Source organism: Acinetobacter lwoffii, from assembly GCF_024129685.1.
Lineage (GTDB): Bacteria > Pseudomonadota > Gammaproteobacteria > Pseudomonadales > Moraxellaceae > Acinetobacter > Acinetobacter lwoffii_X.
In genome coordinates this window covers 1-17839 of sequence record NZ_JAMXXL010000043.1, presented here as the reverse complement: position 1 = coordinate 17839, position 17839 = coordinate 1, and the positions used below count along the sequence as shown (strand labels likewise).

The 17839-nt window shown below is 42.6% G+C and carries 12 protein-coding genes, 1 pseudogene and 1 riboswitch; of the genes and pseudogenes, 3 read left to right on the top strand and 10 right to left on the bottom strand.

Annotated elements, in window-relative coordinates; translation table 11 throughout:
- Window positions 1–87: 87 nt before the first annotated feature.
- Window positions 88–738 (top strand): annotated as a pseudogene (locus NI464_RS14555) (ATP-binding protein); the annotation flags it as partial.
- A gap of 72 nt (window positions 739–810) precedes the next feature.
- Here NI464_RS14555 and uca read toward each other — a convergent pair.
- From uca to NI464_RS14535, 4 genes are all read right to left on the bottom strand, one after another.
- Entirely contained in the window at window positions 811–4416 is a 3606-nt protein-coding gene (gene uca, locus NI464_RS14550) for an urea carboxylase (RefSeq protein ID WP_253139291.1), read from the bottom strand.
- Window positions 4417–4419: 3 nt separating this feature from the next.
- Window positions 4420–5070, bottom strand: coding sequence for an urea amidolyase associated protein UAAP2 (locus NI464_RS14545; protein ID WP_144724712.1), 651 nt, complete (start codon window positions 5068–5070; stop codon window positions 4420–4422).
- A gap of 11 nt (window positions 5071–5081) precedes the next feature.
- Complete coding sequence (locus NI464_RS14540) at window positions 5082–5819, bottom strand: urea amidolyase associated protein UAAP1 (RefSeq protein WP_064102896.1); 738 nt, start codon at window positions 5817–5819, stop codon at window positions 5082–5084.
- Between the two features lie 30 nt (window positions 5820–5849).
- Window positions 5850–5965: riboswitch (guanidine-I (ykkC/yxkD leader) on the bottom strand.
- Window positions 5966–6170: 205 nt separating this feature from the next.
- Window positions 6171–7064, bottom strand: a complete 894-nt coding sequence (locus tag NI464_RS14535; protein ID WP_253139288.1) for a LysR family transcriptional regulator — start codon at window positions 7062–7064, stop codon at window positions 6171–6173.
- Between the two features lie 281 nt (window positions 7065–7345).
- On the opposite strand from NI464_RS14535, the gene NI464_RS14530 reads away from it, so the two are divergent.
- Window positions 7346–8056: an HAD family hydrolase gene (locus NI464_RS14530; RefSeq protein WP_253139285.1), complete on the top strand. Its 711-nt coding sequence runs from the start codon at window positions 7346–7348 to the stop codon at window positions 8054–8056.
- Between the two features lie 82 nt (window positions 8057–8138).
- Here NI464_RS14530 and NI464_RS14525 read toward each other — a convergent pair whose 3' ends face one another.
- From NI464_RS14525 to NI464_RS14510, 4 genes are all read right to left on the bottom strand, one after another.
- Complete coding sequence (locus NI464_RS14525) at window positions 8139–8489, bottom strand: hypothetical protein (protein ID WP_004280391.1); 351 nt, start codon at window positions 8487–8489, stop codon at window positions 8139–8141.
- A gap of 260 nt (window positions 8490–8749) precedes the next feature.
- Window positions 8750–9916: a fatty acid desaturase family protein gene (locus tag NI464_RS14520; RefSeq protein ID WP_253139282.1), complete on the bottom strand. Its 1167-nt coding sequence runs from the start codon at window positions 9914–9916 to the stop codon at window positions 8750–8752.
- 42 nt (window positions 9917–9958) lie between these two features.
- Complete coding sequence (locus NI464_RS14515; RefSeq protein WP_253139279.1) at window positions 9959–10981, bottom strand: flavin reductase family protein; 1023 nt, start codon at window positions 10979–10981, stop codon at window positions 9959–9961.
- A gap of 297 nt (window positions 10982–11278) precedes the next feature.
- Window positions 11279–12916 carry a long-chain-fatty-acid--CoA ligase gene (locus NI464_RS14510; protein WP_253139276.1) on the bottom strand — a complete coding sequence of 546 codons (1638 nt, stop codon included), beginning with the start codon at window positions 12914–12916 and terminating at the stop codon, window positions 11279–11281.
- Window positions 12917–13295: 379 nt separating this feature from the next.
- Here NI464_RS14510 and NI464_RS14505 point away from each other — a divergent pair, with 379 nt between their 5' ends.
- The gene (locus tag NI464_RS14505; RefSeq protein ID WP_253139273.1) at window positions 13296–14717 is read left to right on the top strand and encodes an aminotransferase-like domain-containing protein; all 1422 of its coding nucleotides are present in this window, start codon (window positions 13296–13298) and stop codon (window positions 14715–14717) included.
- Between the two features lie 49 nt (window positions 14718–14766).
- On the opposite strand, the gene NI464_RS14500 is transcribed toward NI464_RS14505, so the two are convergent.
- Window positions 14767–16116, bottom strand: coding sequence for a DcaP family trimeric outer membrane transporter (locus NI464_RS14500; protein WP_004647032.1), 1350 nt, complete (start codon window positions 16114–16116; stop codon window positions 14767–14769).
- 108 nt (window positions 16117–16224) lie between these two features.
- Window positions 16225–17598, bottom strand: a complete 1374-nt coding sequence (locus NI464_RS14495) for an MFS transporter (RefSeq protein WP_253139269.1) — start codon at window positions 17596–17598, stop codon at window positions 16225–16227.
- Between the last annotated feature and the right edge of the window lie 241 nt (window positions 17599–17839).

Here is a 17839-nt window from a genome sequence, read left to right as displayed (position 1 = left end):
TACGAGGCATAGCGAATAGTAAAATTGGGTTTGGCGATTTGATTTTACTACTTCGCTATTTTTTTAAGCTAAAAGTGTCAACACACCCTAGCCGAATTAGAAAAATCTAATAATGAACTTTATAAAAAGTATCGTCGCTTTATGCCGAATTATCACTACACGTTTGTAGAATATGCAGGAAGTAATTTAGTGCATTGGTGCTTTAGTGATACATATGCTGATCAATTGGAAGATAAAGGTTTAAATGCTAAAGCTGTCGCAAGTGAAATGTTACTCATTGCAGATGGTGATATTCAAAATAAAGCTGATCGTGTGCAAGTTTTAAAAAGTGAGTTGAAGAAAGATAATTATCTGATTTTAGAATGTAAAGAAACTGAGAATACTCTTCCAAAAGACTCTATAGTTAGAGTTGCACAGAAGAAGTTTAGCAATATGAAAGCTAAAACTAAGCAAGGGTTTACTATAGAAAATCTAGATTCAATAACTGCATCTGATTACTTCGATCATAAAGATTATGGAATAGGAAAACTATTAGACGATCAAATACGAAATACCAGAACATCAACTGATAAAACTGCATTTGCTGATGGTAAAGGTGTAGGTACAATAAAATATAAACTAGATTTCTGCCGAGAAATCATCAAAGATTTCGATGAAAAACCTGATTGGGAACTTACACCAAAAGCCAAAGCGTTATGTGAACGAATATTTAAGCATATCGAAAAATGTAATTCTTAAATCTCCCCTAACCCCTCTTTAATAAAGAGGGGAAATTCCCTCCTTTGAAAAAGGAGGGTTAGGGAGGATTCTTTAAGCCACTGGCGCCAACGTAAACAACACCTGCCCCGTTTTTACCGTCTGCCCTTTTTCAATGGTAATTGCTTCAACCTTCATGCGTTCAGGTGCAATAATCGGAATCTCAATCTTCATTGCTTCAATGACCGCGAGCGTTGCACCTTCTTCCACAATATCGCCCGACTGACATTCAATTTTCCAAATTGAACCTGGCATATGCGATTCCACTGCACAACCACCTTCAGGAACTTCTACACCTTCACCATCATCCACAGCATCCAGACTTTCAGAGACATATTCCGCAAGCCCTGCTTCATGCCAGCGTTTACGTTCTGCATCAAAATTAGCTTGTTGCACGGCTTTAAATGCCGAAATGGATTCTTGGTTTTCGGTTAAGAAGTCGTTGTATTCTTTTAGGTTCAATACACCCTCTTCAATGCGTAATTTTAAACGACCTGCTTTAAAGTCCTCACGCATCTGCATCAGTTCAGCCTCAGACACTTCATAAAACTTAATCTGGTCAAAGAAGCGCAATAACCATGGCATACCTTGTTCGAAGTCAGGGTTTTTACGGTAGCGTGACCACATTTGCGAGGTACGACCGACAAATTGATAACCGCCAGGACCTTCCATGCCGTACACACACATATACGCACCGCCAATACCGACGGCATTTTCAGGTGTCCAAGTCCGTGCAGGGTTATATTTAGTTGTGACTAAACGCTGACGCGGATCAAGCGGTGTTGCCACAGGCGCACCCAAGTACACATCGCCCAAACCCATGACCAAATAACTCGCGTTATAGACCACATCTTTCACGGCTTGTTTGTCTTTTAAACCATTAATACGACGGATAAATTCGATATTGTCCGGACACCACGGCGCATCAGGGCGCACGGTTTGCATATAACGCTCAGTCGCCAGTTGCGTTTGTGAATCTTCCCAAGCCAGTGGCAAATACACAGTACGCGATGGCACTTGCATTTCCGTCACATCAGGCAGTTGTTCTTCAGCCACTTGAAGCATACGCAATAAATCAATCTGATCGAGTTGGATCGAATCAAAATGGATTTGCAGTGAACGAATACCCGGTGTCAGGTCAATAATGCCTTGAATATTTTGATCTTTGACCCATTGCACCAGCGCATGAATACGGAAACGCAGGTTTAAATCTAAAACCAGTTCGCCATATTCAACCAGCATATAGTTGTTGCCAGCAGGACGATACACCACATCAGGCGTACCATTTTGCCCTTTTAAGGTATCTAAAATGGCAGATTTCAGCGTACTGATTTCAGGATAAAATGCTTCATCAAAAGTCACCGCTTGCGTATCTTGGGCAGTTAATTGTGCATGATATTTTTCGTTCAGCAATTTCGCTTGATGATAGCTGAGAGGTACAAATTTGACTTTATCGCCGGCTTTGAGCTGACCGAGTTTCCAAAGCTCAGAATTGATCACCACCGCAGGACACACGAAACCACCGAGGCTTGGGCCATCTGGACCTAAGATAATTGGCATATCCCCAGTAAAGTCGATGGCACCAATCGCATAAGCATTGTCGTGAATATTGGATGGATGCAGACCCGCTTCGCCACCGTCCTGACGAGCCCATTCTGGTTTTGGACCAATCAAACGAATTCCGGTACGGCTGGAGTTGAAGTGAATTTCAAACTCGTTGGCAAAGAAGGTATCAATGTCGTTTTTGGTAAAGAAATCAGGCGCACCATGTGGACCGTACATCACCGCAATTTCCCAAGAATTGGAAAATGTTGGGATTTGATCTTCTATTAAGGCTTTCACGTCATCAGATGTAAATGCCGTGATTGGAAGCATATCGCCAATCAGTAAATTACGCCCCGCATGACCGCCAAACTGACCCAAGGTAAAAGTCGCTTGTGAGCCTAAATATTCAGGCACATTCAGACCACCTTTAATCCCGATATAAGTACGGCAACCTGTGGCGATCTTGCCACATTTCAGCGTCTGACCTTTACGCACATTCACAGTTTGCCACATTAGGACAGCAACACCATCCAACGTCGATGGCATATCGCCACCTGCCAAGACAATTTGGCTATCGCAATGGAATTTTAAACTTGGTCCTTGGAGTGTACATTCTAGCCCTGCGGTATTCGGTGCATTGCCCAACAATTGGTTTGCGACATTCAAAGACAGCGGATCAATCGCACCTGATGGCGGAACACCAACATCCCAGTAACCTAAACGTCCTGTCACATCTTGCACGGCGGTTTGAATGCCCGCTTGTAAGACTTCAATTTTTTGGGTTTTCCATTCAAAGGTATTTAAAAAGCGCGTGGTCTGTGTACCGGCTTTAAATACATCGCAGTCGATAATGTTTTGTAGATATTCAAGGTTGGTTTCAATGCCTGCCACTTGGGTTTTAGCCAGTGTATCGGTCATGGCTTGAATCGCAGACTCACGATCATCCGCAGTCACAATGATTTTGGCAATCATCGGATCATAGAAAGATGAAACGTTTGAACCGGTCTCTACCCAAGTTTCATTACGCGCATTGTCATCAAATTCTACGTGAGTTAATAACCCTGCACTTGGTTGGAAGTTTTTGATTGGGTCTTCAGCATAGAGACGCACCTGAATCGAATACCCTTTGGATTCAAGTTTTGATGTTGGGGCAACCCAATCACCACTGCCTAAAGTCACCATCCATTCAACAAGATCGACACCAAAGACTTGCTCAGTGACGCCATGTTCGACTTGTAGACGAGTATTTACTTCCAAGAAATAAAATTCTTGCGTGTCGGTATCCATCACAAATTCAACTGTACCTGCGGAGCGGTAATTCACCGATTGCATCAATTGAATCGCGACATTTTGAATATAGGCACGTTGCTCATCGTTGAGATGTGGTGCAGGTGTTTCCTCAATCACTTTTTGGTTACGACGTTGCACCGAACAATCACGTTCACCTAAAGCTAAGACTAAACCATTGCCATCACCAAAAATTTGCACTTCAATATGACGGGCATTTTGCACAAATTTTTCGAGGTACAAACCTGCATCTTTAAAGTTGACTTGTGCTAAATAAGACACGGTTGCATAAGCATCTTTCAGCTCTTCCGCATTCCACACCAAGCGCATCCCGATACCGCCACCGCCTGCGGTACTTTTTAGCATCACAGGATAGCCAATACGCTCCGCTTCAAGCAATGCTTCTGCTTCATCAGCCAATAACTGACTACCCGGAAGTAATGGTACATTGGCTTGAATCGCAAGTTCACGCGCCGTGTGTTTTAAACCAAAGGCTTTCATTTGCTCAGCATTTGGCCCCAGGAACACAATGCCTTCTGCTTCACACAAATTACAGAATTCCGCATTTTCAGACAGGAAGCCATAACCCGGATGAATAGCTTCTGCCCCAGTTTGTTTGGCAACTTCTAGGATTTTATCGACATTGAGATAGCTTTGGCTTGCAGGTGCATCACCAATCAACACTGCTTCATCGGCTAAAGTCACATGCAATGAATCACGGTCCGCTTCTGAGTAGACCGCAACAGATTGAATGCCGAGTTTTTTAAGGGTACGAATGACACGACACGCAATTGCACCACGGTTGGCGATGAGTACTTTATTAAACATGGCTTACTCCTCGCCTTCACGGATGATTAATTGGATTTTTGTTGGGTTATAGGCATTACATGGGTTATTCAGTTGCGGGCAATTCGAGATCAGCACAATTAAATCCATCTCCGCTTTAATTTCCACATATTTACCTGGTGCAGAAATACCATCATCAAATTTCAGGTGACCGTCTGAAGTCACCGGTACATTCATAAAGAAGTTAATGTTTGGACCGATATGGCGCACATTCAGACCATGCTTTTTCGCAATCGGATGTTGCGACAATGCGATCATGAAATTATTACGGCAACTGTGCATTGGGTATTTGTCGTGGGCATAACGCACCGTGTTACTTTCACATGAACAGGCACCGCCTAAAGTGTCATGGCGACCGCAGTTATCATCGTTGATGGTCGCGATTTTATTGCCAAAGTTTGTGTATAACGTTGTGCCTTTCTCTAAATATATTTGACGATTCATCGCCAAAGTATCGGTTGCGCTATAACGCTCTTCAGGGTTATGTGCGGAAATAAATAAGGTATCCACCGCCTGATTGCCTTCTAGATCCACGATGCGGAAATACTGGCCTTTTTTGACTTCGCACATCCACGCTTCACCGGCAGGACAAACTTCGCTGAGTACTGATTTTTCTAGGTTTACTAATGCAGTCATGATTATTCCCCTTAAGCAGTTAAAGCGTAGTAGCGGTTATTATTTTGGAACGCACGCTGATTTTGCGGGCATGAATCACGGCAGACATCGGTGTCGCCTAAAGGAAGTGCTTTAAACAGTGAGAGTTGAATATCAGCGGGTACATATTCAGATGAGTTATCTAAGGCATGCGGTGCGCTAGATAAAAACACCAAACAATCCATTTCAAAGCGCAGTTCAATCACTTGATCGGTATTGTCAGACTTCACATAAGACAAGTTGCCGTTGTCATCCGGTTGAACTTTTGAGAAGAGGTTTAAAGTATTGCTTAAGTCCGTAGCCGATAAACCAAACTTGGTCATCTCTAAAAGCAGACTGTCTTTGCCATTGCGGTACATATCGTTACGGGCATCCTGGAAGGTCTTCGTGCCAAACTGTGCTTCAATTTGCGGTGCGGTACTTGGTGCACAAAAAGCATCATTCCAACCGTGGTCATCTTTGACAATTGACACCATCGCACGACCCAAATCTGACGCCAAAATGTGCCCTGTACTTAAAAATGCGCTGTGTTGACCTTTAAGGCTGTCTGGCATGTTATAGGCTTCAAGCTTGTCTTCACTATTCACACAAAACAGTGAAACATTGGTATTTGCGCCCAAGGATTTGAGTTGTAAAACTGCGCCACGTTGAATGCGCGCTGACCAGTGATGGCCACCCGGTAAAAGTTCAGTCCAAAGTGCGGAATCTTCGTGATAAGTAGTTGTGCTCATAACAGCCTCTGCATCTAACTTGTACGGTTTACCTCCCGGGCTTTTATCCCTCCGTGTAGCTTTGGTTTTAACAAACCTAGCCGTGAACTCTCGGTCGCAGACGCAGTCTTAAAAAAATAACTGCCGGAACCCTAGATCACTTTGTCTATGACAGAGTTAATGCAAAGGCTGTGCCAAATCAGTAATACTATTTTCCCGTTTGGTAATACTTTTTTGAGCTGGAACTGATCAATTCAGGTGCAAGGCTCTGAAAAAGGCATCAAGATGTACCAAAATAAAAAATTCCCGGCTTGAACCAGGAATTTTAAAATCTAGAGATGAAGATTAAATCAAGCCTTCCATGTTGCAAGCTTATTTACTTAAAATCTCATGCAGCATATTACGTAGCCATTGATGGCTGGTTTTATGATGACAGGACATATGCCAATACTGCTTTACGGAATAGGTCGGGAAAGCAATCGGTGCCTCAAAAATCTTAAGATTGCCACGTGATAATAAAACTTCACTCAAATAATAAGGCACGGTCGCAATCGCATCGGTTTCTTGTACCACCAGTCCTACCCCCAGATAACTTGGCAGACGCATTAGAATGTCACGCTTGAGTTCCAGATTCAGCAATTCATTTTCAATATGGTAATGCCCCATCCCGGCATCAATATCAATATGGGTTTCATGTAAATACTCTTCGGCCGTGATGCTATCACCTGTGAGCCGCGGATGGTCTTTCGCTGCGATCACCACATAATACTGTTCAAACAGTTTCTGCTGATAAAAGCCATTCTCCAGATTTGGCAAGAAGCCCAAAGCCAGATCAATCTCACCATTGGCCATCTGATAACTGGTTTCCGAGGTAATCGGACGCACATTCAGACGGATATGGGATGCATGCTGCTTCAGATACTGTGAAATTTTTGGCAATAACACCAGATGCGATACATCGGTCATCGCCAGTGTAAAGCGCTGCTGTGAAGTGACCTGATCAAAATTGATAGTAAAGTTATTAATGGCTTCAACTTTGCTCAGTGCTTCGCTGACCAAGGGAAAGAGCTGTTTGGATAGATCCGTAGGTAGCATTTCATTGCCAATACGTAAAAATAAAGGATCACCATAATGCTGGCGAATTTTGTTCAGCAGATTGCTCACCGCTGGCTGGCTCATATCTAAATGATCGGCTGCCTGAGATACGTTTTTAAATTTATAGACATAATAAAAAATACTGAGCAATTTACAGTCAAGTTCAAACACAGAAATACATTTCCTTTAACTTTCTCATCATTCGGACAGGTCTTTCATCCGCATAAGTCTATTTAGGGTCAGATTAAAATATAACACTTCGCAACTATTTTCAGGATTAAACTCGCTGTAATTTTCCGAAAAAAATATTTTTGCAAGATGAATAAATCCATTAAAAAGTACCTTAGCGTAAAATTTCCAGCCCGGTTTGCTCAGGTCAGTTAAACATTTAAATCGTATGGGATATACTCAGCCCCACCGAATAAATGGTAAAAAATATAGAGAAATCTTATATGTTTCAGGATAAAAAGCTGGTCTGTTTTGATCTGGATGGTACGTTGATTGATTCTGTAGGCATCTGGAATCAGGTCGATGCAGCCCTGATTGATGAGCTCTCTAACAGAAAAGTCGATTTATATGAGATTCAGCAACAACGCGATCTTCAACTTACCGCCTTGAGACATTGGCCAGATCCTTATCTGGAATATTGTGGATTTTTAAAAGAACAATACGATTTTGAACCAGTTAAAGAAGAAGTAAAAAATCGTCGTTATACAATTTCCCGACATTTTCTGGATCATATCGTCGAGTTAAAACCTCAGGCAGACCTCCTGATTCAGGCTTTAAAACAGCAACAGATATCTCTGGCTTTGACCACCACCACCAGTTTATTCAATGTACAGCGCTATCAGGATAACAATCGAAATATTAATTCTAAAATCAGCTTTGAGGATGATTTTGCCTTGATTCTCACACGTGAAAATGTCCAGAACATTAAGCCGCATCCCGAAGTTTATCTGAATGTTTTGCAAGCCTTTAACCTTCGACCTGAGGAATGTCTAATTATTGAAGACTCGTTAGTCGGTGTAGAAGCAGCAAATCATGCGGGCATCGAGGTGGTGGCAATTTATGATCAGCACTCCGCTCATGAAATAGATTTGATCAAAGCCAAAGCAAATTATTATGTCGAGGATTTTGCTGAATTATTAAGTTTTATTCAGTAAAAACACCCACTAAAAAAGATGCCATGAAACATCCTTATTCATGGCATCTCGAATACTATTTGTGGCCTAAAAATCTTATTACCTATTTGGCTTTTTTATAGATTGAACCTGAACCGACCAGGTTTCCGGTTTTCTCATCGATTGCGAAATCGACCATACCTGCACCTGCGTTCAACTGAAGCATGCCATTTTCGTTCACTGCAGCGGGCATTGGATTCTTTTTCTCGGTTTTACCGGTTTCCTTATCTTTGATCGTATTGGTAATCAGATAATTTTCACCGTTTTTAGAAATAACCAGAATATTTTCAAGTTTTGGATTTTCCACGGTGTTTTTCCAATTGCCCTGATAATCTGGTGCTGGCGCTTCAGTGGTATTACAAGCAGTTAAAAGTACTAATAATGGAATTGCTGAAAAATATTTAAGATGTTTCAAAACTGAGACCTTGAGTGTAACGACGCGGCCATTATAGAGAGAAGCCTTTAGAGCTGAAGCAGGTTGTTGTAGGCAAAGCGTTTCAGCAGTACTGGATCTGTTTTGCTTTCGTCATTTTTTGAAATCTATATCCATATTTTATTCATAAACAGGAGGATTTTAATGATATTGAATCTGATAAAGGTCAAAAAAAAATTCCTCAATAGACCATCCAAATCTATTGAGGAGTACCAAAATGGTGAATAAGTAACACTTAAGAATTATGACAATAGTTTCGCTTTAAAGTAGTTGAATACAGATTTAGCAGCATGGGTTTTTTCAATCACCTGCTCAGTCCAGTGATTCGGTAGAGAACATTTAGCCAGACCTACCCACACTGTAGAAAACTGTTTCATGAAGCTGGCTTCATTATAATGAATGCCATATTCTGCACAGAGCGCTTTAACTTTTGGCGCAACCTGCGCATAGCGATTGGCCGGCATATCCGGAAACAGGTGATGCTCAATTTGATGGCTCAAATTACCACTCAAAATATGCAGCCAGGTCGTCCCGCTAAAATTGCTCGAACCACGAATCTGGCGCAGATACCACTCGGCACGGGTTTCATCGTCGGTATTATCCATTTCAAAGGTTTCAGCATCTTCAGTGAAATGACCGTTAAAAATGACGGCAGAAGCCCATAGACTGCGAATCACATTGGCCACCGCATTTCCGGTAAATACCGGAATGGCATTTGGCCCGGCAATGATCGGGAAAAATACATAATCTTTTAACACCTGACGGCGCATTTTTTGGCGCAAAGGTGCTGCTTCTTCCCAAACTTCTTTCCAGGTCTTGGTTTTATAAGCAATCACGTCTTCCAAATGCAGGCGTTGCAGGCCAACATACCATTCGAAAAACACCATTAACTGAATGCCCAATGGAATATTGAACAGAAAGCGTGGTTCCCATTTTTGCGATTCACTAACTCGAATTAGCCCATAACCCACATCATGATCCATCCCCACAATATTGGTATAAGTATGATGAATATAGTTGTGCGTGTATTTCCAGTCATCGCCAGTTGAAATCGTATCCCAGTCATAGGTCGCACCGTTCAGACTCGGATCATTCATCCAGTCAAACTGGCCATGCATGACATTGTGGCCGAGTTCCATATTTTCCACGATTTTGGAAAGACCGAGCAGACCTGTCCCCGCCAGCCATACCGGTGGCAACCAGCCGGCAAACATCAGCATGCCACGTGAGGCAATTTCGCTATAGCGGACAAAGTTGCGGATTTTATAAATATATTCGGCGTCTTTTTCCCCCAGATCATCCATGACCTCGCGGCGGATTGCATCGACCTTGGCACCGAATTCCTCAATCTGTTCCGGACTGAGAAATTGGCTTTTGCTATGTCGTTTAAAATCAATTTGCATATTCATGGGAGCACCTTCTTATAGTTTAATTAATGGCTTATCAATAGTTTATAAATTAATCACCACAGGACTCACTGCCTGAGAAATGCACAGTTTGATCTGGGTATTATTACCATGATCAATTTCACCGGTCAGGACATTTCGTACCGAACCACTGACTTTGGTACAGGAACAGGTATTGCAGATACCCATTCGGCAGCCATGCGCTGGTCTCAAGCCGGATTTTTCGGCACTTTCCAGTAAGTTGGACTGCGCTTGAAACTCTTGCTGCGATCTTAAAAACTGTACTGGCTGTGCTTTAATTTTTTCATCGACCACAATCTGGAAATATTCCGAATGAAAATTGGATTTTAATTCCAGTTTATCAACGATACGAAGTGCAGCCTTCATCATCCCGGCGGAGCCACAAGCATAAATTTTTCGTTCTGCAAAGTCTGGCACCAGCTTTTGCAATAAGCTCTGCGTCAGATGCTGCTGGTGTTCCACGGTATTGAAATGGTGATATTTCAAGTTTGGATGCATGAGAGCCAGAGTTTTCAGTTCAGCATGAAAAGCATCATCTCGAGTGAAATAAATCAGGTCGATCTGTTCCAGAGACTGAATGACTGCTTTTTGCAGCAAGGAGTAAATGGCGGTAATACCACTACCTGAAGCCAGGAATAAAATCGGCTGGGTGGATTTTTGCAATGTGAACTCACCTTGGGGCTGTGAAATTTCAATCACGGCACCAATTTGCATCAGACTTAAGGCACGTGACACTTTACCCTGCTGTTTAACCGCAATGATCAGATCACCATTTTTCAATACCGTCACCACAGAATAATGTCGCTGATGTCGTATGCCATCGAGTCTAACAGTCACTGCAATATTCTGGCCGGCCTGAAATGACTTGGCTTTAAAATTATGATTTGGACGTAAGTGAATTTTGAAAAAGTCAGGGCTGATGGCTTGAATGCCCATAACGGCAGCCTTAACTTTTTTGATTGCCCAAGTTGGATAGATTTTTTCACCAATAAAATCAATGAAATCTTCCCGGATCCAATGCGGCTGATAGGTTGGCATGCTTGTCATTTTTATCCCCTTATCCGCAGACAGTTTCATTAATGTACAACTGTCTAATTATTATATTGCTCAGGATAAAGAATTCTCACATTCAGACCATGTCAATACAGGTCAAATTATGTGCCTAAGCCATATAATATGACTTTTTGTCGGACAATATCGTCTAAAAGTAGCGATCAAGGCGATATGGATTGAGAAAAAGCATTTTTAAACAGACAATGCTGCTTAGCCTGTACATAAAAAACTGACCTCTATTCGAGATCAGTTTTTTGACTTCATATTGGGATTTTCAGATTAAATGGCGCGTTAACCTACTGCCTGCTCCAAAAGTATTGCGCCATATAATTCACGCAGATCCTTTTTCAGCATTTTACCAGTACCACTGAGTGGAATCGCATCAACAAATACGACTCGGTCTGGAATCTGCCATTTGGCTACCTTGTCCGCATAATAATCTAGCAAATCAGTTTCACTTAGCTGGCTGTCCGGTTTTTTAATGGCAATCAATACCGGGCGCTCATCCCATTTAGGATGCTGGGCGGCAATCACGGCAGCCATCGCAATTTCCGGATGTCCCATGGCAATATTTTCCAGCTCCACCGATGAAATCCATTCTCCGCCAGACTTGATTAGATCTTTAGAACGATCACTGAGTTTCATAAAACCATCCTGATCCAGCGTAGCAATATCACCGGTATCAAACCAACCGTCAGCAGTCAAAGCTGACTCTTCCTTGCCGAAATAGTGGCTGATGACCCAATGCCCTTTGACCTGTAAATTTCCTGTGGTTTGTCCATCACGTTCAATTTCATGCGTCCCTTTTTCTGCATCAGTCAAACGTAGGTCAACCCCGAATGGCGGACGGCCTTGAGACAGACGAATCTGTAATTTTTCTTCATCAGACAGATGCAAATGTTTGGTCTTGAGCTGATTCGCTGTACCTAATGGACTGATTTCTGTCATGCCCCAGGCATGGATCGTTTCACAATTAAACTGTTCTTTGAAAGCCCTTAGCATGGCCGGTGGGCATGCAGATCCGCCAACCACATTACGTTTTAAGCTTTCCAATTTAGAACCTGACTGATTTGCGGCCGCAATCAAACCTTGCCAGATGGTCGGTACGCCAAGTGCTACCGAAACCTGATAAGTATCAATCAGGTTGACCAGACTGGTGCCATCCAGACCCGGTCCAGGAAGAACCAAAGTGCATCCGACCATTGCAGCGGCATACGGCGTGCCCCACGCATTTACATGGAACATCGGCACCACAGGCAACATAATGTCGGCAGCCGAGACATTTAAGGAGTCAGGTAAAATGATGGCATAGCTATGTAATACTGTAGAGCGATGGCTAAACAGCACACCTTTGGGATTGCCCGTGGTTCCTGAGGTATAACACAGAGAGCTTGCCGAGTTTTCATCAAGTGTTGGCCACTCAAAATCTGCATTTTGGCCGGCAATCAGATCATCATAAAACTGAACTTCTGGAATCGCTTCTCTAACTGCCGGATCAGCCGCATCCAGACAGATAAAATGCTCGACCGAGGTCAACAGCGCTTTCACGGCTTTAATTAAAGGGACAAATGTTTTATCAAACAGCACCACGCGATCCGCAGCATCATTGATAATAAAAATGAGCTGTTCCGGAAATAAGCGCGGGTTAATCGTATGACAGACCAGGCCGCTGCCAGAAATGGCATACCAGGACTCTAAATGGCGATGATTATTCCAGGCAATAGTCGCGACCCGATCTCCCTGCGCCAAGCCGAGTTGTTGTAATGCATTGGCAAAACGTTTCGAGTTTTGGTGAATTTCTCCCCAATTGGTCACTGTAATAGTGGTATCGGTATTTTTGGAAATTACCTCGGTATCGGCATGATAGCGTCCTGCATGTTCAATCATGCTGCTGATCAGTAAAGGCTGAAACATCATATTTCCGAGCATTTTCCACTCCTTTGTGCTTGTTATTGGTCCGTATTTGCGTATCGTTTTTATAGTTACATGATGGCTCGGTCTGAAACCGTAACTTACTTTTTATCATCATGTGGATTGAATTTAGCAAGGAAATCTAACTTTGTAAGTATCGAATTGTGACAAATTAAGCCAAGTGACTGAGGCGTATAAAAATGGGAATATGATTTATGTAGAGATAAAATTTCCACAGAAAATTTGAGACCTGATTTTCACTTTAATTGTCGTGCATCAAGACTCAAGCTTAAAAAATAGAATGACAACAATCCTATTCCTCCCTTTTGTTATATTGAGTATCTTAAAATATGCTATAAATCAAAATAATTAGAACAGTTTTAGTTCAAGAAAGTATATGTATAAGTCTGAAAAATTGGCACAGAATATTCGTCAGATGATTGAAAATGGCGTATGGAAGGCACATGAAAAATTGCCCTCACTTCGCGAACAGACCCAATTATCTGGTTATAGCCTGATGACGGTACTCAATGCTTACCAGGAACTTGAAGCACAAGGTCTGGTCTATGCCAAAGACAAATCGGGCTATTACGTTGCAGAACACACTCAAGCGCTGCTCAATAGCAAACAGTCCGCCCAGATTGGTTTAAATCCTAAAATTCAAATCAATTCGGTGGTATTTAATTATTTAAAATCGACTCAGTCAGCAGAGATTGTGCCTTTTGGTTCTGCCTTTCCCAATGCAGAACTGTTATATAACGCCAAATTTATGCAGATTCTGGCGCAGCAGGCCAAAAGAAAAAGCAGTTATAACAACCAGAATCATATGCCGCCCGGCAATCAGAACTTGCGGCAACTGATTGCTAACCGTTATCAATTACAAGGAGTTACCTGCAATCAAGATGACATTGTCATTACATCCGGCGCACTAGAAGCACTGAATCTGTCTTTACAGGCCTTAACCCAACCCGGTGATTTTATTCTGCTACAGCAAACCATATTTTATGGTGCCTGGCAGGCAACCGAGCGTCTGGGATTACAGGTGATTACGATTCCGGAACATCCACAGTTTGGCTTTGATCTGGAATCATTTGAACAGGCTTTAAAACAGTATCCGATCAAGGTGTGCTGGCTGATGCTGAATGCCCATAATCCGATTGGCTTTACCGTCAGTTCTGAAATCAAACAAAGAATTGCGGAACTCTTGTATGAATATCAGGTGTATTTAATCGAAGATGATGTTTATCAGGAATTAAATTATGGTTCATCCAAACCGCTACCCGTTAAATATTTTGATCGGCATCAGATGGTTTTACACTGCGCCTCATTTTCGAAAACGCTGGGGATGGGTGCACGCGTCGGTTGGGTGTATGCCGGCCCATTTTCCGATGCCATTCAGCACTTACAGCTCATGAGCACTTTAACGGTCAGTCCCTTACTTCAAAATGCGCTGGTCGAATTTATTTCACATCATTATTATGAAAAACATTTGCGGCATTTAAGGCAGCATCTGGAAAAATATAAAAAGAAATTTTATCAGGAACTCAAAGCGCGTTTGGGAAGCATCTGTGAAATTTACTATTATTCCAGTGGTTATTTTCTCTGGATTGAGTTGCCTAAAGAAGTCGATGCCCAGCAGCTCTATGAACAATTACTTCAACAACATATTTCAATTGCCCCTGCACTGCTGTTTAAGCCTGAGCCTGCAAGCCAACATTATATTCGCCTGAATTGTTCGTTTGAATGGACAGCCCAGATTGAAGATGCAGTCAATCTGCTGGCAGAAACCATTCTTCAAAATAGCAAAAGCGCGGATTAATTCATCCACGCTTCTGTTACAGATCAGACTATCTTATGCAAAAGAAGTCTTAGAAGTTGTAAATAGCCACCGCATTAATACGGTTATCTTCACCTTTAGTGCTGCCATTTGTGGCTGCACCTAATGCTTCACGTTCACCATAGACATATTCCAGACCGAAACTTAAAGGCTTGGTTGGGCTATAGAACACGTTAGCCCAAGCTTGCCATAAGTCTTTATTAGCCTTGGTCGCATTAGATTGTGTCGCATCCGCAGGAGTTGAGGCGATTAGTGCATTAACATAGTCTTGATCATTACTAAAATTCATATAGCCATAACCCAATGTACCGCGCAATTTGTCATTAAACTGCTGGGTTAGGCCAACTGAAATTGAATCAAATTCGCTTTGTAATAAATCGCCATTTGCAGCGGTAATCACACCCGTATTTGCATAAGACACAAAGCTGCTATCGCCTTTAACATGGTAATAGTCAGCTTTGAGCGTTGTACCCGGAACAACATCATACTTGGCACCAAGCCCTACACCCCATGCGGTTTTTTCATCTTCATTGACACGTTTTTCATTCCCCATCGCACGGGCACTGACTGTAAGATTATCAGCAAATTTATGATTTAAACGTGCTGTTAAAGCAGGTAGACGCTGTTTAATACCAGTAATGGTTGCATCTTTAGGATCTTCTACTGCAAATACCAGATTGGTTTCAGGACTGATTGTGCTGGTATAACGAACTTGTGGCGTCCGTTTAATTGAACCGCCAGCGTAAACCAATGCATCTACAGTTTCCGGAATATAATCTGGCACTGCAAAGTTCGACCAGGTTTGACCGATCAACCAGTTGGCATAGCTGATATAAGCATGACGGATACGCAAGTTATCAAAGCTTGCGCCGCCCAGAAAATCCACTTCAACTTTACCGCTTAAAGCTTTATCTCCAGCACCGACTGGTGCTTTAAAATCCATGCCTAAACGGGTTGCAGCCAGAGTAGATTTAAATTCATCACTACGCTCACCGACACCTTCTAAAGGTACAGCGTTAATCTGGTTATACATACGTGCTGCTGAACCACCTTCAGCCTGATAAGAGGCATCGGCACGAATATTTCCATAAAGATTAAATTCGGCACCACTGGCAATTTTCATGACAGGTTTGCTTGCTGGGGCGGGTGTTGCTGCAACATGTGCTGTGACCACGGCCGTCTGTCTTTGCTGTTGCTCAACCAGTGCGCGTAAGGCCTGAACTTCTTGGCGAAGTTGTTCAATTTCCTGCTGATTCGACTGAGCTATGGTTTGTGCTTGAGTCGACAAGCTGATGCCCCCTAAACTCATTGCCATCATGCTCATCAGAACTGTGCGTTTGAATGTGATTGTTGGTTGATTAAATAATTGTGTCGTGTTCATCCTAAACTCGCTTTTTATTATGCGTTTCGATTCTAGCAACAGATCACCACCCGTTACGATGGCGATCTATATCATTGGGAATATTATCTTTATTGATTGAAATCTAACTTAATGTGTCACTTCTTTTGCCAATGGATTCGGCTTCACATCAGGTGTTGCAAGGGCTTGGCCATCTACGGAAGTTTTTAAGTTCACCAGGAAAATTGCCAGCGCAGCGATTACGCCAGGAATCGCAATTGCAAAGAAGTTCATTTGATGCGGTAAATTCATGGTTAATAAAGCACCAGTGAGTACCGGCCCAACAATCGCACCAATACGTCCAATACCTGATGCCCAACCCATACCGGTAGAACGTACCGTCGATGGATAATACTGCGCCACGAAGGTATAGAGCAGAATTTGTGAGCCAATCGTTGCAGCACCTGCCACAGCAATCAAGGTATACAGCACGAATTGCGGACTGTTAAAGCCAAGCAGAATCAATGCAATGGCACCGCATAAGAACATGATAGTCAGCACTTTTTTGATATGGAATTTATCTGCGAGATACCCACCACCAATGGCACCCACCATTCCACCAATATTCAGCGCGAACAGGAAGATCATACTTGCACCCAGCGAGTAACCTGCCTGAATCATGAGTTTTGGCAACCAGCTACCCAGTGCATAGACCATTAACAGGCACATAAAGAATGCCAGCCAGAACATAAAGGTACTGAAGCTACGGCCTTGTTGAAACAGTGCTTTTAATGGTGCTTCATCCCCTTTTTGCACTTCATTCAGTACAAACTGGGTGTCACTGGTAATGACCTGTGTCGGAGAAATTTTCTGAATAATAGTATGTGCTTGAGCCGTCTGTTGCTTGTTGGTCAGGTACATCAGGGATTCTGGTAAATATTTCCATAGAATCGGCAAGATGAGCAATGGAATACCGGCAAGCAGGAACATGATTTTCCAGCCAAATTGAGGTACCAACCATGCACCGAGTAGCGCAGAAGTCATCCCGCCAATGGCATAACCACTAAACATCAGGGCAACCAGCGTGCTGCGGATGCGTTTAGGGGCATATTCGGTCATCAATGCCACGACGTTAGGCATGACACCGCCAATTCCAAGACCAGCCAGGAAACGTAAAATCCCGAATTCGACTGGTGATGTGGCAAAGGCACCGATAAAGGTAAACCCACTAAAAATAGCCACACAGATCATGATGGTCTTTTTACGGCCGAGTTTATCGGACAAAGTGCCGAAACTCATGGCACCAAACATCATCCCGAATAAGGCAGTACTGGCCAGCATTCCCGCTTGCACCGCACTTAGCGACCATTCTTGCATCAGCAGCGGCAACGCCACCCCATAGATCACCAGGTCATAACCGTCAAAAATAATGATCAGCAAACACCAGATCAATACTCCCCAATGAAAGGGCGTAAACTTTGCCTCGTCAATCAGCGTATTTATATTCACTTTATTTGTAGACATCTCCACCTCCAGATTGTGAAGTTCAACTTATGCTGCTCACAATGCAGAAAATAGGAAAAAATGTCTAAAACTGAATAGGCATGGCTTTATACCTATAAGGTCTGGGTCAAATTAAAATATTCAATTAATTAATAAATATATTACTCAATCATTAGATCTCTTGCGAAAGTAAAAAATTGTTTATACTAGCCCCATGAAATATGAAAATTTAACTCGATTTAATGATGGGGAATTTAAACGA